At 58.2% G+C, this 23,543-nt stretch carries 18 protein-coding genes and 4 tRNA genes; 5 read left to right on the top strand and 17 right to left on the bottom strand.

Going from position 1 to position 23,543, the window contains the following annotated elements; all coding sequences use genetic code 11:
* Positions 1 to 5 precede the first annotated feature (5 nt).
* The 7 genes from nuoG to GbCGDNIH8_RS06845 all read right to left on the bottom strand — a co-directional run bounded on the left by nuoG (position 6) and on the right by GbCGDNIH8_RS06845 (position 6,992).
* Positions 6 to 2,063, bottom strand: a complete 2,058-nt coding sequence (nuoG, locus tag GbCGDNIH8_RS06815; protein WP_072572594.1) for an NADH-quinone oxidoreductase subunit NuoG — start codon at positions 2,061 to 2,063, stop codon at positions 6 to 8.
* 6 nt (positions 2,064 to 2,069) lie between these two features.
* Complete coding sequence (gene nuoF / locus GbCGDNIH8_RS06820) at positions 2,070 to 3,386, bottom strand: NADH-quinone oxidoreductase subunit NuoF (protein ID WP_072572595.1); 1,317 nt, start codon at positions 3,384 to 3,386, stop codon at positions 2,070 to 2,072.
* 139 nt (positions 3,387 to 3,525) lie between these two features.
* Entirely contained in the window at positions 3,526 to 4,209 is a 684-nt protein-coding gene (locus GbCGDNIH8_RS06825; RefSeq protein WP_072572596.1) for a complex I 24 kDa subunit family protein, read from the bottom strand.
* Positions 4,209 to 5,411 (bottom strand): NADH-quinone oxidoreductase subunit D, encoded by a 1,203-nt coding sequence (locus tag GbCGDNIH8_RS06830; RefSeq protein ID WP_072563295.1) that lies wholly within the window; start codon positions 5,409 to 5,411, stop codon positions 4,209 to 4,211. The genes GbCGDNIH8_RS06825 and GbCGDNIH8_RS06830 overlap by 1 nt, the downstream gene beginning before the upstream one ends.
* Complete coding sequence (locus tag GbCGDNIH8_RS06835) at positions 5,408 to 6,022, bottom strand: NADH-quinone oxidoreductase subunit C (RefSeq protein WP_408874707.1); 615 nt, start codon at positions 6,020 to 6,022, stop codon at positions 5,408 to 5,410. Before GbCGDNIH8_RS06835 ends, GbCGDNIH8_RS06830 begins: the two co-directional genes overlap by 4 nt.
* Before the next feature lie 13 nt (positions 6,023 to 6,035).
* Positions 6,036 to 6,620: a NuoB/complex I 20 kDa subunit family protein gene (locus GbCGDNIH8_RS06840; protein ID WP_072572598.1), complete on the bottom strand. Its 585-nt coding sequence runs from the start codon at positions 6,618 to 6,620 to the stop codon at positions 6,036 to 6,038.
* A gap of 6 nt (positions 6,621 to 6,626) precedes the next feature.
* On the bottom strand, positions 6,627 to 6,992 hold the full coding sequence (locus GbCGDNIH8_RS06845) for an NADH-quinone oxidoreductase subunit A (RefSeq protein ID WP_011632009.1): 366 nt from the start codon (positions 6,990 to 6,992) through the stop codon (positions 6,627 to 6,629).
* Between the two features lie 32 nt (positions 6,993 to 7,024).
* Between GbCGDNIH8_RS06845 and GbCGDNIH8_RS13300 the strand changes: the two genes are divergently transcribed.
* The gene (locus GbCGDNIH8_RS13300; RefSeq protein WP_072572599.1) at positions 7,025 to 7,129 is read left to right on the top strand and encodes a tail protein X; all 105 of its coding nucleotides are present in this window, start codon (positions 7,025 to 7,027) and stop codon (positions 7,127 to 7,129) included.
* Between the two features lie 88 nt (positions 7,130 to 7,217).
* On the opposite strand, the gene GbCGDNIH8_RS06855 is transcribed toward GbCGDNIH8_RS13300, so the two are convergent.
* The 10 genes from GbCGDNIH8_RS06855 to GbCGDNIH8_RS06905 form a co-directional block, all read right to left on the bottom strand.
* Positions 7,218 to 7,294: transfer RNA gene (locus GbCGDNIH8_RS06855), tRNA-Asp, on the bottom strand.
* 469 nt (positions 7,295 to 7,763) lie between these two features.
* Positions 7,764 to 7,840, bottom strand: a tRNA-Asp gene (locus tag GbCGDNIH8_RS06865).
* A 112-nt stretch (positions 7,841 to 7,952) separates the two neighbouring features.
* Positions 7,953 to 8,027 (bottom strand) — tRNA-Val (locus GbCGDNIH8_RS06870).
* An 88-nt stretch (positions 8,028 to 8,115) separates the two neighbouring features.
* Positions 8,116 to 8,400: an HU family DNA-binding protein gene (locus GbCGDNIH8_RS06875; protein WP_072563299.1), complete on the bottom strand. Its 285-nt coding sequence runs from the start codon at positions 8,398 to 8,400 to the stop codon at positions 8,116 to 8,118.
* A gap of 196 nt (positions 8,401 to 8,596) precedes the next feature.
* Complete coding sequence (gene lon / locus GbCGDNIH8_RS06880) at positions 8,597 to 11,026, bottom strand: endopeptidase La (protein WP_072572600.1); 2,430 nt, start codon at positions 11,024 to 11,026, stop codon at positions 8,597 to 8,599.
* A gap of 234 nt (positions 11,027 to 11,260) precedes the next feature.
* Positions 11,261 to 12,517 (bottom strand): ATP-dependent Clp protease ATP-binding subunit ClpX, encoded by a 1,257-nt coding sequence (gene clpX, locus GbCGDNIH8_RS06885; protein WP_072563302.1) that lies wholly within the window; start codon positions 12,515 to 12,517, stop codon positions 11,261 to 11,263.
* A 275-nt stretch (positions 12,518 to 12,792) separates the two neighbouring features.
* Positions 12,793 to 13,440 (bottom strand): ATP-dependent Clp endopeptidase proteolytic subunit ClpP, encoded by a 648-nt coding sequence (clpP, locus tag GbCGDNIH8_RS06890; RefSeq protein WP_072572601.1) that lies wholly within the window; start codon positions 13,438 to 13,440, stop codon positions 12,793 to 12,795.
* A gap of 339 nt (positions 13,441 to 13,779) precedes the next feature.
* Positions 13,780 to 15,111, bottom strand: a complete 1,332-nt coding sequence (gene tig, locus GbCGDNIH8_RS06895) for a trigger factor (protein WP_072572602.1) — start codon at positions 15,109 to 15,111, stop codon at positions 13,780 to 13,782.
* A 67-nt stretch (positions 15,112 to 15,178) separates the two neighbouring features.
* Positions 15,179 to 15,263 (bottom strand) — tRNA-Leu (locus GbCGDNIH8_RS06900).
* Positions 15,264 to 15,400: 137 nt separating this feature from the next.
* Positions 15,401 to 16,900, bottom strand: a complete 1,500-nt coding sequence (locus tag GbCGDNIH8_RS06905) for an NAD(P)H-hydrate dehydratase (RefSeq protein ID WP_072572603.1) — start codon at positions 16,898 to 16,900, stop codon at positions 15,401 to 15,403.
* 192 nt (positions 16,901 to 17,092) lie between these two features.
* Here GbCGDNIH8_RS06905 and GbCGDNIH8_RS06910 point away from each other — a divergent pair, with 192 nt between their 5' ends.
* The 4 genes from GbCGDNIH8_RS06910 (at position 17,093) to GbCGDNIH8_RS06925 (ending at position 23,542) form a co-directional block, all read left to right on the top strand.
* A complete protein-coding gene (locus GbCGDNIH8_RS06910) occupies positions 17,093 to 17,542 on the top strand; it encodes a CopD family protein (RefSeq protein ID WP_072572604.1) in 450 nt (149 codons plus the stop codon).
* 191 nt (positions 17,543 to 17,733) lie between these two features.
* Complete coding sequence (locus GbCGDNIH8_RS06915; RefSeq protein WP_072572605.1) at positions 17,734 to 19,194, top strand: efflux transporter outer membrane subunit; 1,461 nt, start codon at positions 17,734 to 17,736, stop codon at positions 19,192 to 19,194.
* Positions 19,191 to 20,432: an efflux RND transporter periplasmic adaptor subunit gene (locus tag GbCGDNIH8_RS06920; protein ID WP_072572606.1), complete on the top strand. Its 1,242-nt coding sequence runs from the start codon at positions 19,191 to 19,193 to the stop codon at positions 20,430 to 20,432. The genes GbCGDNIH8_RS06915 and GbCGDNIH8_RS06920 overlap by 4 nt, the downstream gene beginning before the upstream one ends.
* Complete coding sequence (locus GbCGDNIH8_RS06925; RefSeq protein WP_072572607.1) at positions 20,429 to 23,542, top strand: efflux RND transporter permease subunit; 3,114 nt, start codon at positions 20,429 to 20,431, stop codon at positions 23,540 to 23,542. The genes GbCGDNIH8_RS06920 and GbCGDNIH8_RS06925 overlap by 4 nt, the downstream gene beginning before the upstream one ends.
* The last annotated feature ends 1 nt before the right edge of the window (position 23,543 follow it).

Raw genomic sequence — 23,543 nt, forward strand, 5'->3', positions numbered from 1 at the left:
TCCGCTCACTCCGCCGCGCTCGGCAGGGATGCCGGAGCGGTCTCATAGACGCGCACGCATTCTGCCATGGTCGGGCTGGCACGGCTGACAGGATCCGTCTGCCAGTAGCTGCTGATGGCATAGGTGACGGGGGCCGGGCTGATTGTTCCATGAGCGGAAGGTCCGGCCGGATCGGTACAACCACGAACCGGCAGATCATCAATCACGGCAAAGGCCGGATTGACCTCGATCAATCGCGCCCGCACGGCCTCGATCGTATCGTAGGGCAGCGGACGGCCGATCACGGCGCTGAAAGCCCTCAGGATGCGCCAGTCATCCTTGGCATCCTTCAACGGATGCACGGCACGGTTTGCCTGTTGCACACGGCCCTCTGTGTTCACATAGGTGCCGTCTTTTTCAGTGTAGGCCGCGCCAGGCAGGATCACATCAGCCCGTGCCGCGCCTTTATCACCATGTGATCCCTGATAGATCACAAATGTATTCGCCCCGATCCGGGCTGTGTCGAACTCGTCGGCACCCAGCAGCCAGAGCAGATCGACCCCGCCATCCAGCAGACGCGGCAATCCGTTTTCTCCCCCCGGAGGCACTGCGCCAAGCATCAACCCAGCAACGCGTGACGCGGCCGTATGCAGTACATTGAAGCCGTGCCAGTCAGCATTCAGCGCCCCAACCTGTGCGGCCAGAGCCCAGCTTGCCGCCATAACAGAAGCACCATCAGGACGGGCCAGAGCCCCCTGCCCGACAATAATCATAGGCTTTTGAGCTGTACGCAGCGTTTCGACAAAGGCGAAATCCGCAGATGCCAGCGCCGACAGATCGGTCCCGAGCCAGTTCACCTGATACGTCAGATCATGCGGCACCCCGAACGAAGCAACGGGAATCTGGGCCGACAGCCAGCGCTTGCGGATGCGTGCATTCAGAACCGGAGCCTCATGGCGCGGATCAGTGCCGATCAGGAGGATGGCATCGGCCTCCTCAATCCCGGCAATGGTCGCATTGAACAGGAAAAAATCACGCCGCGACGTATCCAGCGCAGCCCCGTCCTGCCGGCATTCGATCAGGGATGAGCCTGCGCCGGCCATCAGATCCTTCAACGCCACGATGCTTTCCGCATCAGCCATGTCACCGATCAGCGCGCCGATCCGTGCTCCATCCAGCCCCTGCATGCGGCTGGCGATAGCCTGAAAAGCCTCCTGCCAGCTGGCCTGCCGCAGAGTGCCGTTCTCCCGCACCCATGGCGTATCCAGACGACGGCGACGCAGGCCATCGACCGCAAAGCGGGATTTGTCGGCCAGCCATTCCTCATTCACGTCTTCATTGATGCGCGGCAGCACCCGCATCACTTCCGGACCACGGGCACACAAGACAATATTCGACCCGACCGCATCCATGACATCTATGCTGTCAGTCCGGTTCAGTTCCCACGGACGCGCGGTAAAGGCATAGGGTTTCGAGGTCAGTGCACCGACCGGGCAGATATCGATCAGATTACCGGACAATTCGCTGGTCAGGGCCTTTTCAACATAGGTGCCGATTTCGACATTCTCGCCACGTGAAGTGGCGCCCAGTTCCGGCACGCCAGCGATTTCCTGCGCAAAACGGACACAGCGCGTACACTGGATGCAACGCGTCATCACTGTTTTCACCAGCGGGCCAAGGTACTTATCCTTCACCGCTCGCTTGTTTTCCTCAAAACGGGAATGATCCCGTCCGTAGGCCACGGATTGATCCTGAAGATCACACTCACCGCCCTGATCGCAGATCGGGCAGTCCAGCGGATGATTGATAAGCAGAAACTCCATCACACCGCGACGGCCACGACGGACCATCTCGCTGTCAGTTTTGACCACCATACCATCAGCAACCGGCATCGCACAGGACGCCACCGGCTTCGGCGGTCCTTTTTCGATTTCAACCAGACACATCCGGCAGTTACCGGCCACAGATAGCCGATCATGATAACAGAAGCGCGGGATTTCCTTGCCGGCCATCTCACAAGCCTGCAACACATTGAACCCGGCTGGAACCTCCAGCTCGGTGCCGTCAATGGTGACTTTCACCATGGCTGATTACTCCGCCGCCGCGGGAAGGTTGGGAACCGGTGCACGGCCGGGGACGCGTTGCTTATAAGCACGGATGCGATCCTCGATCACCGGACGGAAATGACGGATCAGACCCTGAACCGGCCATGCCGCCGCATCGCCCAGAGCACAGATCGTATGACCCTCCACCTGTCGCGTCACCTGCTCCAGCATGTCGATCTCCTCGAGATCAGCGCGGCCTTCAACCATGCGGTTCATGATCCGCATCATCCAGCCCGTGCCTTCCCGACAGGGGGTACACTGACCACAGCTTTCATGCTTGTAGAAATGGCTGAGCCGGGCGATCGCCTTGATCACATCGGTGGATTTATCCATCACGATAACAGCAGCAGTACCCAGCCCGCTGCGCTGCTCCCGCAGGCTGTCGAAATCCATCAGTACATCATCGCAGATACTCTTCGGCAGAAGCGGCACCGATGACCCACCAGGAATAACCGCCAGCAGATTATCCCACCCGCCACGCACACCGCCCGCATAACGCTCCAGCAACTCACGCAGGGGAATACCGAGTTCTTCCTCGACATTGCAGGGCTTGTTCACATGGCCGGAGATGGAAAACAGCTTGGTGCCGCTATTCTTCGGCCGCCCCAAAGAGGCGAACCAGGTTCCGCCGCGCCGAAGAATCGTCGGACAAACCGCGATGCTTTCAACATTATTCACGGTGGTTGGACAACCATACAGACCCACGCCTGCCGGAAAAGGCGGCTTCAGGCGCGGCATGCCCTTTTTGCCTTCGATGCTTTCGATCAGCGCGGTTTCCTCACCGCAGATATAAGCACCCGCCCCGCGATGGACATACAGATCGAAATCCCAGCCGCTGCCGCAGGCGTTTTTACCGATCAGACCAGCCTCATAAGCCTGATCAATAGCGGCCTGCAAGTGACGGGATTCATTGTAAAATTCACCGCGCACATAAATATACGCCGTATGGGCCCCCATCGCGAAAGCGGCGATCAGACAGCCTTCAACCAGTTTGTGAGGATCATGCCGCAGGATGTCGCGATCCTTACAGGTTCCCGGCTCACTCTCATCGGCATTGACGACGAGGTAATGTGGGCGGCCATCGGATTCCTTCGGCATGAAGCTCCACTTCATGCCGGTGGGAAATCCCGCGCCACCACGACCACGCAAGCCGCTGGTCTTGATGTCCTCAATAATGGCGTCCCGGCCCCGTGCCAGAATGGCTGCTGTGCCATCCCAGTCCCCGCGCGCCAGAGCGCCCTTCAGCCCCCAATCATGCTCGCCGTACAAATTCGTGAAGATGCGGTCGCGATCGTTCAGCATCGCCTGCCCTCAGCCGATAGAAGCCGGCGGTGTGGAACCGGCTCCATTTTACATACGACATGCAATCCAGTTTCCGGCTGGACAGAATGTCGGTCCTCACTCGCCGCGAAGCGGCAGATCAGTGTTCCATTCCGTGCGGTCACTCCCCTGCTGCGGGCGGTATATAGTTGCCCTGGGTCTGGGCTGAAGGCACATCACGCAATGTTGTCGGGCCACCCTCCGGCGCGGAGTTCTGACGACCGGACATGGAACCAGGCGTTGGACGCTCCCCGCGGCGCAGGGCGTCCAGCAGGGCAAGGGTCCGGGGACCATCCATATCCTCGTAATAATCGTCATCCACCTGCAGAATCGGTGCATTGACGCAGGCGCCAAGACACTCGACCTCCGTCATGGTGAACAGGCCATCCGCACTGGTTTCGCCCCAGCCCTGGATACCTGTCGCCGAGCGGCAGGCCGCAACAACCTCATCAGAACCACGCAGCCAGCACGGTGTGGTCGTGCAGAGCTGGAGATGATGACGCCCCACCGGCCGGGTATTGTACATGAAGTAGAAAGTCGCCACTTCATAGACCCTGATCGGTGCCATCCCAAGACGGCGTGCGATTTCATCCATCGCCGCACGTGGAATCCAGGCACTGCCGGTCTCACGTCCCATCTGGCGTTGGGCCAGATCCAGCAGGGGCATCACCGCGCTGGCCCTGCGAGCTGGCGGATACTTCGCCAGAATGCTCTCTATCTGCTGCTCGCTCTGCGCATCGAACGAGAATTCCACAGGCTGCCAGGGCTCCCGCCCGACATCACTGCCTCCGTTGACGTCCGCCATCAGCGGTCTACCTCACCGAACACAAGATCAAGCGAACCGATGATCACCACCGCATCCGCCAGCATATGACGATGGGCCATGACATCGATCGCCTGCAAATGAGCAAAACCGGTCGGGCGGATTTTACAGCGATACGGACGATTGCTGCCATCCGCGACCAGATATACGCCGAACTCCCCTTTCGGGCTTTCCACCGCCGTATAGGTAGCACCCTCCGGAACGTGATAGCCTTCCGTGTAGAGTTTGAAGTGATGGATCAGCGCCTCCATCGACCGCTTCATCTCGGCGCGAGGAGGCGGCGTGATCTTGTGATCCTGCACCTTGATCGGACCGGGACGGATTTTTTCGAGACACTGCTTCACGATGCGCACGCTTTGTCGCATCTCCTCGACCCGCACCAGATAGCGGTCATAGCAGTCGCCATTACGCCCAACCGGAACCTCGAAATCCACCTCGGCATATTTATCGTAGGGCTGGGATTTGCGCAGATCCCATGGAATGCCGCTGGCACGGATACAGGGACCGCTGAAACCCCAGGCCAGAGCCTGTTCCGGAGTCATACGGCCTATATCAACCACGCGCTGCTTCCAGATGCGGTTATCGCTCAACAGACCGGCCATATCATCAATGAAGGCCGGGAATTTCTCGGTCCAGTCGGCAATGCGGTCGGTCAGACCCGCCGGCAGATCCTTTGCCACCCCACCGGGACGGAAATAATTGGCATGGAATCGGGCGCCGGATACGGCCTCATGGAATTCCAGCAGCTTTTCACGCTCTTCGTGTCCCCACAGCACCGGCGTCATCGCACCGCCATCGAGTGCATAGGTGGTGAGATTGAGCAAATGGTTCAGGATGCGCGTGATTTCCGCGAACATCGTGCGGATCCACTGTGCCCGCTCCGGCGCGGTGATTCCCAACAGCTTCTCTGTCGCCAGAGCGAAGGCATGCTCCTCGCACATTGGCGAGACGTAATCCAGCCGGTCGAAATAAGGCAGAGCCTGAAGATACGATTTATATTCGATCAGCTTCTCGGTGCCGCGATGCAGCAGACCGATATGCGGATCGGCACGCTCCACCACCTCACCATCCAGTTCCAGCACCAAACGCAGCACACCATGGGCGGCGGGATGCTGGGGACCGAAATTGATGGCGTGGCTATCAATTTCAACGACACGGCCCTGTTTCTGGACGGTCTCGCTCATCGCTTTGCCTCCTCCGTCACGACCGGTTGCGGCTGGGTGCTGGCGATGGATGCTTTCTCATCACCGGGCAGGGTCGTCATTCCTTCCCACGGAGACAGGAAGTCGAAATTGCGGAAATCCTGAGTCAGCTTCACCGGCTCATACACGACCTGCCGCCGTTCTTCATCCCAGCGAAGTTCGACATAACCGGTCAGCGGGAAATCTTTCCGCAGCGGGTGCCCCTCAAATCCGTAATCCGTCAGGATACGCCGGTGGTCGGGCTGGCCGGAGAACAGGACGCCGAACAGATCCCAGGTCTCACGCTCGAACCAGGTCGCCACGGGCCAGATTGTGTGGACCGAAGGCACCGGCACGCCATCATCCGTTCCAACGATCATGCGGATACGATGATTCAGAGACACTGAGAGCAGATTATAGACAACATCAAAGCGTGGAGACCGTGAAGGCCAGTCTACCCCACATATATCCATCAGTTGCTGGCACAGAAACTGCGGATTGTCCCGCAAGGTCAGCGCCACTGCCTCAAGTTGATCGCGTGTGACCTCGACGACCAACTCATCTTTTTCCAGCCGCGCGCATGTCACACCGTGAATGGCGGACAAGGCCTCCAGTAAATGTGATTGATCAGCCACGGAGAATGGTTCCCGTCCGGCGAATTTTCTTCTGAAGCTGCATGATGCCATACACCAGCGCCTCTGCGGTCGGCGGACAGCCCGGTACATAGACATCGACAGGCACGATCCGGTCGCAACCCCGTACCACTGAGTAGGAATAGTGGTAATAGCCGCCACCATTGGCGCAGGACCCCATGCTGATCACCCAGCGCGGCTCCGGCATCTGATCATAGACTCGACGCAGGGCGGGGGCCATTTTATTCGTCAGGGTTCCTGCCACAATCATCACGTCACTCTGACGGGGCGAAGCACGAGGAATAACGCCGAAGCGATCCAGATCATAACGCGGCATGTAGGCATGGATCATTTCCACCGCACAGCAAGCCAGACCGAAGGTCATCGGCCAGAGGCTGCCTGTGCGGGCCCAATTCACCAGCTTGTCGAGATTGGCGACCACAAAGCCCTTATCTGCCATCTCTCCCGTGATACCACGCAGCACGGCCTCCTGCCCCGGCCCAGGCGGCAAAGCCTCCCTGTTCCAGAGCATCGCCTCATCTGCTGTCGGGGCGTTAGCAGAAGGATACTGGCTCTGCATGGTGCTTTACTCCCACTCCAGCGCGCCTTTGCGCCATTCATAGATGAAGCCGACAGTCAGAACGCCCAGAAAGCCCATCATCGAGAAAAAGCCGAACATACCGATCCGGGAAAGGCTGACTGCCCATGGGAACAGAAATGCCACTTCCAGATCGAAAATGATGAACAGAATAGCCACCAGATAATACCGCACATCGAAGCGACTGCGTGCATCATCAAAGGCATCAAACCCGCACTCATAAGGCGCGAGCTTTTCAGCATAGGGTTTCTGCCGCGCCGCCAGATAGGAACCGCCAACCATGGCGCAGGCAATGACCGTAGCAATCCCTATAAAAACCAGAATTGGAAAATATTCTGTCAGCACAGGCTGCATAGGACATCATCCCTTCCGAAGGCCGTGGAGGCGTGGCCATCGAGATTTCTCAGTGTTGGAGGCAATATGGAAACACCGCTGCCTCGATAGAAAAGGTTTATCGCACCCGGCCACACATCGCAACGGAGCAAACCTAACTAACACCATCCCCGTCCAGATAAGAGAGGGAGCAAAAGATTATAAGTTATTTTTTAATTTTGCTGAACGCTCGCCATCGAAGGAAAATGGCGCGAGTGACGGGGCTCGAACCCGCGACCTCCGGCGTGACAGGCCGGCGCTCTAACCAACTGAGCTACACCCGCGCAACAGCGAGGCGCGCTTCCTACGCTTTGATCGCCCCATCGTCAAGCGCATGGACACAGAAAATATGCGCTGCGCGATGATGCCCTCCTTTTCACCCATGAATAGAGTTATAATGGAGCCTTCCCCAGAATTCATGGCTTGGGTTTGATCGACCGCAGGGCGCGCTGACAGATTCGGGCCGTAGCGCGACCCGGATTTTCAGCGCTCCATTGTGCACACAGGGACCGGACCCAGTCAGGCTGGTCCTTGCTGGCATCATTGAGCCAATTTCCAACAGTGTCCTGCACATAAGGCGCCGAATCGGCATGTAATGGCTGGAGAAAAGGCAATGCTTTTCCGGGGGATTGCCGTAGAGCGCGGGCAGGCTCAATCTCTGCAACACGCGGCACGGATCATTCACTAAAGCCCGCAAAGATGGCATGGCCATCCTGGCAGGCATCAGACGTATCAAGAAAAAATGAAGAAAACTGGCGCGAGTGACGGGGCTCGAACCCGCGACCTCCGGCGTGACAGGCCGGCGCTCTAACCAACTGAGCTACACCCGCGCAACAGCGAGGCCGGTTCCTACAGGCTGTCGGTGCTGCCGTCAAACCCTTCCAGATCAAAGTTCTGGGGATAACTCCAGATAATCCGGATGCAGACAGCGCCGTAAACCTATGGTGGGCGGTGACGGGATCGAACCGCCGACCCTCTCGGTGTAAACGAGACGCTCTACCTCTGAGCTAACCGCCCTGACCTCGGTGAGCGCCCTATAAACCGATGCACGCGCATGGTCTACTGTTTCGACAGCAGGAAACGGACAAACGGCCAGGTAAAATCCTTATTCCGCTGAAGAGTCCTGCTCGTTCAGTGCATCTTTCAGCGTTTTTCCAGCCTTGAAACGTACTGACAAGGCGGGAGGAATCGCTATTTCTTCCCCGGTGCGCGGATTCCGCCCGACAGACGCCTTGCGGGAGGCTACGGAAAACGAGCCAAACCCAACCAGCCGCACCTCCTCATGACGTTTCAAAGCAGACTCGATGCTGCCCAGAACCGCATCAACTGCCTGTGCCGCCCGACTACGGGGAAGCTCAAGCTCATCGGCAACTGCCGTGATCAATTCCATCTTGTTCAACGCCCGTCCCCTGCCCCGCGTGACGATAAAAGCCGGTCGGCAGTTAAAGGATCAGCTTTTATGCCGTCAACGTAACAGAGACTCGCCAAAGCGCAAAAAGTGAAAATTCATCCCCCTTCCTGGCCCGCAGACATAAAAAAGGGGAGCGGTTTTCCACTCCCCTTTTCCGAAACGCACAGGCGATCAATCAATGCGGCAGAGAGGTTTCACTGACCTGACCGGATTTTTTGGTCACGGATTCCTCCATGCTCTCATCCCAGGTGATCGCCTCCGGCTTTCTGACCAGAGCCTGACCGATCACCTCATCGACATGGGAAACCGGAACGATCCGAAGGTTTTTCTTCACATTATCCGGGATTTCAGCCAAATCCTTCTCATTGTCCTTCGGGATAAAGACAGTGGACAACCCGGCCCGCAGCGCCGCCAGAAGCTTCTCCTTCAACCCGCCAATCGGCAAAACACGGCCACGCAAGGTGATCTCGCCGGTCATGGCGATGTCACGACGCACCGGGATGCCAGTCAGCACGCTGACGAGGCTGGTCGCCATTGCAATCCCCGCCGAGGGGCCATCCTTGGGCGTCGCCCCTTCAGGCACATGGACGTGGATATCACGCTTCTCGAACACAGTCGGCTTGATGCCGAAGCTGGCGGAACGGCTGCGGACATAGCTGAGCGCTGCGGATACGCTCTCCTGCATCACATCACCCAGCTTGCCGGTATGCTTGATAGCGCCTTTACCGGGCAGCAGAACACTCTCAATGGTGAGAATCTCACCACCGACCTCGGTCCAGGCCAGACCGGCGACCACACCGACCATGTCCTCGGCTTCAATCTCGCCATAGCGGAATTTCTGCACACCCGCGTATTTTTCGAGATTCTTCCGGGTAATCGCCACCTTCTTGGCTTTTTTGGTGACGATTTCCTTCACGGCCTTACGCGCAAGACCGGCAATCTCACGTTCCAGATTACGGACCCCGGCTTCCCGCGTGTAGTAGCGGATCAGGTCGCGGATCGCATCCTCAGTGACCGACCATTCCTCCGGCTTCAGGCTATGAGCCTCGGTCTGCTTCTGAAGCAGATGGCGCTTGGCGATCTCTACTTTCTCATCCTCGGTATAACCGGGGATGCGGATGATCTCCATGCGGTCCAGCAAAGGCTGCGGCATACGCAGGCTGTTGGCCGTTGTGACGAACATCACGTCAGACAGGTCGTAATCAACCTCCAGGTAATGATCGGCAAAGGTTCCATTCTGCTCCGGGTCCAGCACTTCCAGCAGCGCGGAGGACGGGTCACCACGCCAGTCGGATCCCAGCTTGTCGATCTCATCCAGCAGGAAGAGCGGGTTCGAGGTCTTGGCCTTTTTCATGCCCTGAATGACCTTACCGGGCATGGAACCGATATAGGTCCGCCGATGACCGCGCACCTCGGCCTCGTCTCTCACGCCACCCAGTGACATGCGGACAAAATTACGCCCCGTCGCCTTGGCAATCGACTTGCCGAGAGAGGTTTTTCCGACACCGGGCGGCCCCACCAGACAGAGGATCGGACCACGCAGCTTGTCGGAACGTGACTGCACCGCGAGATACTCAAGGATACGCTCCTTGACCTTTTCCAGCCCGTAATGGTCGGCATCGAGTACCTTTTCGGCTTCCTCGACATCGTTACGGACCTTGCTGCGCTTCTTCCACGGAATGCCCAGCATCCAGTCCAGATAGTTGCGGACCACGGTCGCTTCGGCGCTCATCGGGCTCATGCTGCGGAGCTTTTTCAGCTCGCTCAGACATTTCTCGGTGGCTTCCTTGGTCAGGCGGGTCTTTTTGATGCGCTCTTCCAGTTCGGCGATTTCGTCCTTGCCGTCCTCGCCCTCACCGAGTTCCTTCTGAATGGCCTTCATCTGCTCATTCAGGTAATATTCGCGCTGGGTCTTTTCCATCTGGCGCTTCACGCGATTGCGGATGCGCTTTTCCACCTGAAGAACGCCGATCTCGCTTTCCATATGCGCGAAGACACGTTCCAGCCGCTCGGAAATGGGAACAATCTCCAGCAATTCCTGCTTCTCGGCGATTTTCAGGCTCAGATGACTGGCCACCGTATCAGCCAGCTTGCTGGGTTCCTCAATCTGGTTGACCGAGACCAGAACCTCCGGCGCAATTTTCTTGTTGAGCTTGATATATTGCTCAAACTGCCCGACCACCGTGCGGCCAAGCGCCTCAAGCTCCTTATCAGCCTCACCGGTATCAGCCAGAAGCTCGGTTTTGGCTTCGAAATAGGCCTCCGTCTCGCCAAAACCGGTGATGCGGGCGCGCCGGCTGCCCTCCACCAAGACTTTGACTGTGCCGTCAGGCAGCTTCAACAACTGCAAAATGGTGGAAACAGTGCCGATCCGGTAAATATCATCAATACCCGGATCATCCTGCGAAGCGTTCTTCTGGGCGACCAGCAGAATCTGCTTGTCGTCCTTCATGACGGCTTCCAACGCGCGAACAGATTTTTCCCGCCCGACGAAAAGCGGCACGATCATATGGGGGAAAACGACAATATCACGCAGAGGAAGGACGGGCAGCATCTCGCCCTCCGTGCCGGAACCTTGCGTTTCGTTCTGTGTGGCGTCCGTCATAGGGGACTTCCTTTCAACGACAGCCTGCCGCCCCTATGCCCGCTTCTAGGCACATAGTAGCGACGGCACCTTCCGGAAAAACCATGACAATCAGGCTTTTCCGGCGGTTCATGGGGCTTCCCCCGAAATGGGCAGAAGCAGACTTAAGCCAGCATTGTTTGCTTCGGAAAGAGGCGTTGGCAGCGTCATCAGGGGCTCATTCCTGATCCCGAAGCATAGATGAAAACGGCGCACTCAGGCGCTTTCCTCCGCGCGCTCTTCTGGCCCATATGTCATCAGCGGTGCGGCGCGACCCTCGGCCACTTCACCGTTGATGACCACTTCCTCGACATTTTCCATCCCTGGCAGATCATACATAGTGCCGAGCAGAATACCTTCCAGGATGGACCGCAGGCCGCGCGCACCGGTTTTACGGGCAATGGCGCGGTTGGCCACGGATTTCAGGGCATCATCGGTGAAGGAAAGGGTGACCCCCTCCATCTCGAACAGACGACCATATTGCTTCACCAGAGCATTTTTCGGCTTGGTGAGGATTTCAATCAGCGCGGCCTCATCCAGGTCTTCCAGCGTCGCCACCACCGGGAGACGACCGATGAATTCCGGAATCAGACCGAAACGCAGCAGATCCTCCGGTTCGACCTCCCGCAGAATTTCACCCGTGCGGCGTTCATCCGGGTCACGGACCTCGGCGCCATAGCCAATACCGCCACCCTTGCCACGGCTACCGATGATCTTTTCCAGCCCGGCAAAGGCACCACCACAGATGAACAGGATATTCGTGGTATCAACCTGAAGGAATTCCTGCTGAGGATGCTTGCGACCACCCTGTGGCGGAACCGAGGCGACGGTGCCTTCCATGATCTTCAGCAGGGCCTGCTGAACCCCTTCCCCGCTGACATCCCGGGTAATGGAAGGGTTGTCGGATTTGCGACTGATCTTGTCGACTTCGTCGATATAGACGATGCCGCGCTGCGCACGTTCGACGTTATAATCGGCTGCCTGCAAAAGCTTCAGGATGATGTTCTCGACATCCTCCCCGACATAGCCAGCCTCGGTCAGTGTCGTGGCATCAGCCATTGTGAACGGCACGTCCAGAATACGGGCCAGAGTCTGGGCCAGAAGTGTCTTCCCGGACCCGGTCGGACCGATCAGCATGATGTTGGACTTGCCAATTTCGATATCATTGTTCTTCTGGCCATGTGCCAACCGCTTGTAATGGTTGTGCACGGCGACAGAGAGAACCTTCTTGGCGTGGGCCTGACCAATGACGTAGTCGTCGAGAACCTTGCAGATTTCCTTCGGGGTCGGAACGCCGTCACGGGACTTGACCAGATGGGTCTTATGTTCCTCGCGGATGATATCCATGCAGAGTTCAACGCATTCATCGCAGATGAACACGGTCGGACCGGCAATCAACTTTCTCACTTCATGCTGCGATTTGCCGCAGAAGGAACAATAGAGGGTATTTTTCGAATCGCCGGACTTAGTCATGAGCACTCCTGTCCCAACACGGGACTTAACCCTGTTAGCCTAGCCGCGCATTTCAGCGGGAACAAGCACTGCAGGGAACATTCTAACGGGTCTGACCATCTATATGGTACGCCCGCAATCTTTAGCGACATTAAAAAATTTTACTCTTTTACACAGCGCATAGTCTTATTTCAGGGAGTGCCATGCTTTCCTGTCGCTAAATAGAGACCGAATGGCGAAGTGCAAGACCACGCCATCACAGTTCTTTTACAAAGTTTGACAGACCCAGCTTTTACTCAGCTTTTGCTGCTTTCAGGATTGGAGGGAACCGGACGACGTTCCACCACCTGATCGACCAGCCCGAAATCACGCGCTTCCTCGGCGGACATATAGGTATCACGCTCCAGCTTGCGTTCGATCGCCTCGATCGACTGGCCTGTATGGCGGTTATAGATCTCGTTCAGGCGTTTGCGCAGCGTCAGGATCTCACGGGCCTGAATTTCAATGTCCGTTGCCTGGCCCTGAGCGCCACCAGAGGGCTGATGCACCATCACGCGTGCATTGGGCAGGGCGAAACGTTTGTCCTTTTCACCCGCGCAGAGCAGCAGCGATCCCATCGACGCCGCCTGACCGATGCACACGGTGCTGACCGGGCTGCGGATGTACTGCATGGTGTCGTAGATCGCCAGACCAGCACTCACAACACCACCTGGACTGTTGATATAAAAGGAAATTTCTTTTTGAGGATTCTCGCTCTCCAGAAACAGGAGCTGGGCGCAGATCAGGGCACTGACCTGATCATACACTGCCCCGGTCAGGAAGATGATGCGTTCCTTCAGCAGACGGGAATAGATATCGAAAGACCGCTCTCCCCGCGCGGTCTGCTCGACCACCATCGGCACCAGAGTGTTGCTGTAGACCTCGACGGGATCGCGATCCCTCATGTTCCGTATCCTTGCATAGACAGAGCCTGCATCCACCGATGACGTATTCCGGTTCAGACACCTGACTCCATGACTGAGCGACACCGCTGCTTTGGCCAAGTTGAACCGATTCTGATGCCGCCGCCAAGACAGGGGCACATCATTCAGATCAAAATAAAGTTTTTTCCTTTAAAATCATATTGATAAGGCGCTTTTCAATCGCAATCACCAGATATGGCAATGGTCTTTTCTGAGGAACGGTACCTTGTTATCCAAGAAAAATGGCGTGGCCGGATTCCACCGGTCACGCCATTTTAATTCTCATTCCCATCGGGTAGAGGAAGAGCTACCGGATCGTGCTCAGGCGATCGCGACGTCCTCATCGTCATTCAGTTCTTCGATGCTGACGATCTTGTCCTCGACCTTGGCCGTTTCCAGCACGAAATCGACGACTTTTTCTTCGAAGATCGGGCCGCGCAGGCTATCGATTGCCTGTGGGTTCTGGCGGAAGAAGTCCAGAACTGCCTGTTCCTGACCGGGATAACGGCTGGCTTCGGCACGCATGGCGCGAATCAGCTCGTCATTACCGACCTGAACACCGTTCACACGACCAATCTCGGCCAGCAGCAGGCCCAGACGCACGCGGCGTTCCGCAATCTTGCGGTAATCGGCGCGCAGCGTGTCCTCATCCTTGCCCTTGTCGTCCTCATCCAGACGATCGGCCTTGCGGTCGGCATCAACACGCTGCCAGATCTGGTTGAATTCGTTCTCCACCAGAGTCGGCGGCACTTCGAAAGCGGCCTGATCGGCCAGAGCATCCAGCAGGGCGCGCTTCACGCGCAGACGGCTGACCTGATCATATTCATTCTGGATCTGCTGGGTGACAATCTCACGCAGCTTTTCCAGGCTATCCAGACCGAGCTTTGTGGCAAAGGCATCGTCGATCACCGGAGCAACGGCCTTTTTCAGAGCCTTGGCGGTAATTTCAAACTGGGCCGGCTTACCAGCCAGGTCCGGCACGCCATATTCTTCCGGGAAGGTCACGTCGATCACGCGGGTTTCACCCACGGACAGGCCTTCCATCTGCTCGGAAAAACCGGGGATGAAGCCGGTTCCTGCGATCTCGACATCCATATCGGTGCCGGTGCCGCCCTGGAACGCCACACCATCGGTCTTGCCGACGAAATCCACGGTCAGAAAGTCGCCTTTCTGGGCCGGACGCACTTCCTCGACCGGCTCCAGATTACGCTGGCGCTGAGCGATCTCCTCCAGAGCCTTGTCGACCGCTTCAGCGCTGGGTTCGGCCTTGAGGCGGGTCAGGGACACGGAACCCAGATCAGGCAATGTGATGTCAGGCAGCAGTTCCAACTCGACCTTGAATTCGATATCCTGGTCGAAATCGACGCGCACCAGCTCCACCTTCGGCTGAAGGGCGGGGCGCAGGCCGCGCTCGCTGACCACGTTCTGGGTCGCTTCGTTGACGGTTTCTTCCAGCACTTCCGTCTCGACAGAACGGCCATAGCGCTGACGCACCAGCGTCATCGGCACCTTGCCAGGGCGGAAGCCAGGCAGCTTCAGCGTCTTGGCCAGTTCGGCCAGACGGCGCGTCCGGCGCTCCTCGATATCAGTGGCCGGCACCTGAACGGTGAATCCGCGCTTCAAGCCCTCGGAAAGGGTTTCGGTAACCTGCATCGACCGGGAGTCCTACCCTAAAAATTGACGCCAGCCCGGTATGCACCGTTACGTAGCGGTGATCGGCTGGTGCGGGCGGAGGGACTTGAACCCCCACGACTTGCGTCACCAGAACCTAAATCTGGCGTGTCTGCCAATTTCACCACGCCCGCGCCGTACCCGTGCACCGGGTGGCCCGTACACAAAGCAGCATGCGGGCCAAGAAGCGGGGGCTTTAGCGCAGGCCGTGCCAACCCGCAATGCCATGAGTTGCCGAAAGCGCGCTGAAAGGGTTTTTACCCCTTGATTTTCACCAAAAACGACGCACGGGATGCTCTATCCCGTTTCTTGCATCGGTTTCAGCGGCGGCCAGACACGGAATCAGATCCTCTGCGCACATACCCGGCCCAGCCAGACTGGCAGCCCGGCCATGCAGAAAAACAGCGGCACAGGCAGCTTCCCATCGCTCCATACCCTGCGCCAGCAAAGCAGCCACGATACCGGATAACGCATCCCCGGCGCCTGCCGTACCCAGCCAGGGCGGAGCAGACGCATTAATGGCAGTCCTCCCATCCGGCGCAGCAATGACGGTATCCGAGCCTTTCAGGATGATCACCGCATCGGTCTGCACGGCCGCCTCGCGCGCTGCCTTCAGTTTATCGCCACCGACAGCACCGAAGACACGGGTGAACTCGCCTTCATGTGGGGTCAGCACAGCCGTGCCACCCAGACGCAGCGGGTCAGCGGCGGCCCAGGAAAACACTCCCGCATCCGCCACCACCTGACGGCCTGCATCCACCAGTTGGCGCAAGGCTACCCCGGCAGAATCCGGCTCCAGCCCCGGCCCGCAGACCCAGACATGACGGCGGCGATCCTGAAGCAGAACGGCAATTTCCTCATCCGTCACGATCAGGCCCGGCTCACCGAAGCGGTAGCCCCATGCAGCTTCACGCCCCGTCGCGATGGAAACCAGGCCGGCACCGGTCCTGCGTGCCGCCGCCGCCGCAAGACGAGCCGCCCCCGGCATTGTCGCCCCACCAAGGACGGTGACATGTCCACGTGAATATTTGTGCGATTCCGCGGTCAGAACTGGCAGGTGCCATAATGCGGGACCATTCAGCCAGGCATCGGCAGAAATGCCGTTCAACGCAGCCTGCGGCATACCGATATCGGCCAGAATGACCTCTCCGCACAGCGACTTCCCCGGCATCAGATAATGCCCTGGTTTGCAACGGACGAAGGTTATGGTCGCCTGAGCCTGAGTGACTTTGCCCATCTTCTGTCCGGTTGCCCCATCCAGACCACTGGGCACATCAACGGCAATCACCCGCCCCTCTGCCTTCGCTGCTGCAGCGGCCAGACTCTCCGACACGAACGAATCGAGCGGTTTCGACAATCCGGCCCCGAACACGGCATCAATGACGAGATCACATTTCGGAATCACTTCCGGGCCCATCGTTATGACCGGACCATCCCATCGTGAAGCTGCCAGAGCCGCCTCACTGCCGGGCCGCGGAGGCAAAAGAGCCGCGACCGTGACCGGCCAACCAGCCTGTTGAAGCTTCCGGGCGGCAACATATCCATCGCCACCATTATTGCCCGGCCCGGCCATTACCAGCACGCGGCAGGGAGAGGCCAATCTTCGCACCAGCCGTGCCACCGCCGCACCGGCATGCTCCATCAATCCGGAACCCGGCACATCCATCCGCGTCGCACCCAGAGCCGCCGCCTGCCGATCAGCCAATGCCATCGAATGAGGCGTGAGCAGCGCATGGACCGGCAGAGGGGAGAAACCGTTGACACCATTCACATCGCGATTTCCTGAACAAAATTACCTTTACGGACACTGACAGAGCGGCATTCTGCTGCCATCATCCTGTCAAAAAAACCGGCTATTCCTTATTTTCTGAAGAAATCATCGCCGGGAAGAGTGCAATCGGCTAGGTCTCGCCTCCACTGTTTTCAGTCCACTGCGCCAGCGCATATCAAACGGGGTTGCTACATGCTGAGTTCTGTTCTGCTGGCCGTCCATCTGCTGGGAACCGTGCTTTGGGTGGGCGGCATGATTTTCGCCCTGTTCGTGCTGCGGCCTCACCTCATCCTCATTCAGCCTGCCGAACGCACCACCTTTCATATGGCCGTACTGGGACGTTTTTTTGCCCTTCTGCGATTGGCCATCCCGGCAATTCTGCTCAGCGGTTTTATCATGAGCTTCAGCCTGTATGGCTCTTTCGCCCATGCCCCGTGGCAGGTGCATGCCATGACACTGACCGGCCTGATCATGGCCTGTGTCTACGGTGCCATCCTGAGTGGGCCATGGCGCAGTCTTCAGAACGGCGCGATCCCTCCTGCCAGCGCTTTTGACCGGATCAGGCGACTGGTGCATGTGAATTTCGGGCTGGGTTTCATCACGATCATCATTGCATGCACAATCCGGACCTATATCGGTTGAAAGGGATCATGGCGGGATAGACATATTTCCGTTACAATTTCCTGTTCCCTTCCACCCTGTCTCTCATTGGCCATTCTCTGGAAACGCGTGCCGAGTATTACGCCCTCGCCATCAGCCGAACGGTACTACCCTATGCTTCGGCGTCAGGCATTCCTGTTCCTAGTCATTCAGCCGGAAGCACGAGATCACGTATGGCGGTAAGAACATGGGCTCCGGGCCCGTTTCTGGCGGCTGTTCTGGGGGCCTGCTCGCTCGGGCCCAGCTGGAAATCACCAGATGTCGATATTCCCGCCGCTTTTCGTGCCACCCCTGCCAGCGCACAGGCAGCATGGCCGTCTACTGAGTGGTGGCGTGACTTCAACCAGCCGGAACTGACGGAGCTGATGGAAGAAGCCAAGGCGCGCAATTTTGACATCGCTGCTGCCATTGCCCGTGTCCGTCAAGCTGATGCACAGGCCCGCGTCTCCGGTGCGCCGCTGCTGCCCGCCTCATCCCTGTCCGGAGGCCATTCATGGAATCAGACGGCACGGACCAAAAACGGGGCATCCGGTGTCTCTGTCGGGGCGGGCAACACCATCCTGACACCTGGCAATCATACCAATGAAGTCCGGCAGTATAATATTTCTGATACGATCAGTTATGAACTGGATTTCTGGGGCAAAAATCGCGCGACCTTCGAGGCCGCGAAAGAAAGCGCCCAATACAGCCGTTTCGATCAGGCCACCGTCGCGCTGACGACGACAGCCGCTGTCGCCACCACCTATTTCAATATTCTGGGCTTTCAGGCGCGTGTCGCCATTGCCGAGGACAATCTGCGGCAGAGCGAGGAAACACTGAAGGTCATCCGGGCCCGTTTTGAGGCAGGGACTGCCTCTCTGCTGGATGTCTCACAGCAGGAAGCGCTGGTGGAGGGATTACGCGCCAACGTCCCGGCACTCCGTTCCCAGCTGGAACAGCAGGTGATCAGCCTCGGTCTGCTGGTGGGTCGGCCACCGGAAATGGTCTCCGTCAAAGGAGGATCGCTGGAACAGGCGACCATTCCGCAACCAGCCCCTGGTCTGCCCGTTGATCTGGTGGCGCGGAGGCCGGATATTGCCGCCGCCGAAGCTCAGCTTGCCTCCGCCAACGCCAATATCAAGGTTGCCCGGGCAAAGTTCTTTCCCTCCTTTACCCTGACGGCCAGCGGGGGCTTTCAGGCCTTGACGATGGCCTACCTGTTTACGCCCCAGGGGCAGATTGCCAGCCTCAGCACCAGCGTGGCCCAGACAGTTTTCGATAACGGCGTTCTGTTCGGTAATCTTGATATTGCCAAAGGCCGCTATGAAGAGTTGCTCGCGACCTATCGTAAGGCCGTGGTACAGGCTTTCACAGATGTGGAAAATGCCATCACCTCCTATCGCTATGCCACTGAACAGGAAGCGATGCAGCGCAAGGCCGTGGAAGTCTCCCGACGCGCCGCCGACGTGGCGCGCGCCCAGCTTCTGGCCGGAGTGATTGATGTCACCGCCCTGTTGCAGGCGCAGCAGACCTTGTTCAGTAATCAGGCCACCCTGGCGCAGGTCAGGCTTTCGCGATTTGAAGCGGTCATCAATCTCTACAAGGCCCTTGGCGGCGGCTGGACCCGCCTGCCCCCTCCCGGACAAAAGATATGAAATTCCGTACTGTCGCGATCTGGCTGCTTCTGGTTGCCGCTGCGGGAGGCGGCGTTTACTGGCTGATCAGCCATACGAAACAACCCCGGCAGCATCACGCTGGTGGAAGGTCCATGCAGAGGGACCGCAATCATGCCGTGGTCGTAAGAGCCGCAGAAGTCATAACGCAGGATATTCCGGTCTTTCTGGACGGGCTGGGGACCGTACAGGGCTTCTACACAGTGACGGTTCAGCCGATGGTCAGTGGACCGCTGCTGGAAGTCCGCTTCACCGAAGGTCAGGATGTCCATCGTGGCGATATCCTGGCGCAGATCAATCCCCGGACCTATCAGGCGACGCTCGACCAGTATATCGCCAAGAAAGCACAGGATGAGGCCAATCTCGCCAATGCGAAGCTCGATCTGAAGCGCTATGAGCAATTAGGGCGGAACAACTACACCTCGGCCCAGACACTGGCCACCCAGCGGGCCACGGTGGCGCAGAATGAAGCACTGGTGAAGCAGGATCAGGCGCTGATCGACGGCGCCCGTACCAATCTGGAATGGACCACAATCCGCGCCCCGATTGATGGCCGCACCGGATTGCGACAAGTGGATGTCGGCAATCTTATCAGCAGCAGTTCCACCAACGGTCTGGTGGTGATCACGCAGATCGAGCCAATCGCCGTTATCTTCACATTGCCTCAGCAGATTCTGCCCAGACTGATACGCGCCATTCAGCACGAAAACGGCAAACCCCTTTCAGTTATCGCCCTGCCGCAAGGCAATGCAACAGGTGGCGAGCGCCCGGATGATCCGGACGTTCTGGATACAGGAACACTGACCGTGCTGAACAACCAGGTGGACAGCACCACCGGTACGGTAAAGCTGAAAGCCGTGTTTCCGAATAAAAATCACCTTCTCTGGCCTGGTGGTTTTGTGAATGCCCGTCTGCTGGTGGAAACTTTGCATGGTGCCATCACAGTACCGCCTCTGGCGATTCAGCACGGACCGGACAGCGCTTTTGTCTGGATCGTCAACAAGGATAAAACCGTTTCAAGACGCACTGTCACAACCGGCCAGGAAAACCAGAATGCGGTCGTGATCAGGGACGGTGTGCATCCAGGCGAAACAGTTGTGCTGGATGGCGCGTCCCGCCTGACTGATGGCGCAACTGTCAGTATTGCCACCGATCAGCCGCCGGGACAGACACACCCCCCGCAAAAGACCCATCCGCATGGGAACAGGCCGCACGGATGAATATATCCGCGCCCTTCATCGCGCGCCCGATCGCAACCTCCCTGCTGGCGATTGCAGTGATGCTCGGCGGATTGCTGGGTTATCTATGGCTGCCGGTTTCCTCTCTGCCGGAGGTCGATTTTCCGACCATACAGGTGATGACCCGTTTGCCCGGTCTCAGCCCTACCGGCTCCGCCCTTCTGCTGACAGCGCCGCTGGAGCGCCAGTTTGGACAGATTCCTGGTCTGACAAGCATGATCTCCACCAGTGCCGATGGAATCAGCCAGATCACGCTGCAATTCGATCTGTCCCGCAACATGGACAGCGCGGCGCAGGATGTTCAGGCTGCCATCAATGCTGCCAATGGAACACTGCCGGCAAACCTGCCCTATCCGCCGACATATTCAAAAATCAATCCGGCGGATGCACCGATCCTGTCTCTGGCCCTGACATCCGGGACTGTACCACTGGATGCAATTGCAGATATTACCGATACTGTTCTGCAACCCAAACTCTCCCAGCTCCCGGGCGTCGGACGGGCCACCATTCAGGGCAGCCTGCGCAAGGCCGTACGGATCAGGCTGTTGCCGGATCGATTGGCGGCTTATGGCCTGTCTCTGGAAGATGTACGCAATGCGGTTTCCAATGCGAATGTGAACGGGGCCAAAGGCGGTTTCGACGGTGCTGAACGCTCTATCCAGCTGGGAGCCAATGATCAGCTTGTATCGCCTGATGCCTATCGTTCTCTGGTCATCGCATGGCGCAATAACGCACCCGTCCGGCTGTCAAATATTGCCAGCATCGTCAACGGACTTGAAAACGATCATGTCGGGGCATGGGTTCTTCGCAGCGGAACACAGCAGTCAGCCGTCGTACTGGATATCCAGCGCCAGCCCGGAGCCAATATCGTCGCAACCGTCGGCGCAATCAGGGAAGCCCTGCCCGAATTACAGAATGCTCTTCCGGCAGGCGTGCAGCTTTCCATCATTGCCGACCGTACCGATACCATCCGCGCCTCCGTCACTGAGGTCGAGATCACACTGCTTCTGTCGATTTTTCTGGTGGTCGCGGTGATCTATCTGTTTCTGGGTTCGCTGCGGGCGACAATCATCCCCGGCATTGCGCTGCCGCTTTCCCTGATCGGCACGTTCGCGGTGATGTATGAGGCAGGATACAGTCTCGATAATCTTTCCCTGATGGCGCTGACCATCGCGACCGGGTTTGTGGTCGATGATGCCATCGTCATGATAGAAAACGTAGTGCGGTATATCGAGCGCGGGGTGCCTCCACTTCAGGCCGCTTATGAAGGGGCACGGCAGATCGGCTTCACCATCATATCGCTGACCGTCTCGCTGGTGGCCGTGTTCATACCGCTGCTGTTCATGTCCGGTGTGGTAGGGCGACTGTTCAAGGAATTTGCCATTACGCTCACCGTGGCGGTGGTCGTTTCCGCGGTGATTTCCCTGACGCTGACCCCGATGATGTGCGGCAGATTATTGCGGCCACTGCATGAGGAGCGGCCCGGTCTGCTGCCACGTCTGTTTGAGCGTGGATTTGCCGCCTGTCTGGAGCTCTACCGCCGCACGCTGCGTATCGCTCTGGCACACCAGAGCGCGGTACTGCTGGTTGCCTTCTCCTCCCTTGCCATCACCATCATCCTGTATGTGATCACTCCGAAAGGATTTCTGCCTGCCCAGGATACCGGGATCATCACGATCGTCACGGAGGCCGACCAGAGTGTTTCCATCAAGCGGATGGGCACCCTGCAAAACGATGCCGCCCGCCTTCTGGCCATGGATCCGGCCGTGGAAACGATCACGTCTCTGGTCGGGGTCGGCACGACCAATGCCACGCCCAATACAGGCCGCTTGACCGTCGTGCTGAAACCGCCAGCCCTCCGTGATCCGGTGCTGGAAGTGATCGACCGGTTTCGCACCATCTTCGCACATCAACCCGGCCTGACAGCGTATATGCAGGCGCAACAGGATATCCAGATAGGAACCCGCATCACCCGTACCCAGTATCAGTACACCATCATCGATACGGATGTGAGAGAGCTTCAGCAATGGGCACCTCGTCTGCTGCATACGCTGAAAGCATTGCCCATGTTGCAGGATGTTGCTTCTGATCAGCAGGATCAGGGCAGCGCGATCATGATCACTGTCGATCGCGCCGCTGCCATGCGCCTTGGCATTACCGTGCAGGCAATTGAGGATACTCTGTACGATGCCTTCGGGCAGCGGCAGATCTCCACCATCTATGCGCAGTCCAACCAGTATCGCGTGGTGCTGGAATCCGATCCCGCATGGCAGGCTTTGCCCGATGTGCTGAGCCGGCTGCGGGTTCCGGGGCAGAACGACACGCAGGTTCCGCTGGCAGCGGTGGCAACGCTTGCACCGGTCAGCGCCCCCCTTGCCATTACTCATCAGGAGCAGTTCCCCTCCATCACTTTCAGCTTCAATCTGGCACCCGGTATATCCCTGGAACAGGCCATGAGCGGTATCTCTGACGCCAGCCTCCAGATTGGGGTGCCGGAAACAATTGCCGGTTCCTATTCCGGCGATGCCGCCGAGTTCCAACGCAGTCTGGCCAGCGAGCCATGGCTTATCCTTGCAGCGATCATCGTGATCTACATCGTGCTGGGCGTGCTGTATGAGAGCACAATCCACCCCGTCACCATCCTCTCCACCCTGCCATCCGCGGGGATCGGCGCGCTTCTGGCCCTGATGGCGACCGGAACCGATCTTTCCCTGGTGGCGCTGATCGGCATCGTGCTGCTGATGGGGATCGTCAAGAAAAACGCGATCATGATGATCGACTTCGCTATCGAGGCGGAGCGGGATCGTGGGCTTTCCCCCGCGGCAGCGATTGAGGAAGCCTGTCTGCTGCGCTTCCGTCCCATCATCATGACGACAGCCGCCGCCTTGCTGGGGGCATTGCCGCTGGCGCTCCAGCATGGAGCCGGATCGGAATTACGCTATCCACTGGGCGTCACCATCATTGGTGGCCTGCTGCTGAGCCAGTTGCTGACCCTTTATACTACACCGGTCATCTATCTGATGATGGAGCGTCTGCGCATTCGCCTCAACCATGGCCGCAAGCCCGGCCCGCTGGATCTGCCGGCAGACTGAG

The organism is Granulibacter bethesdensis (assembly GCF_001889545.1).
In the GTDB taxonomy this organism is placed as follows: Bacteria; Pseudomonadota; Alphaproteobacteria; order Acetobacterales; family Acetobacteraceae; genus Granulibacter; species Granulibacter bethesdensis_B.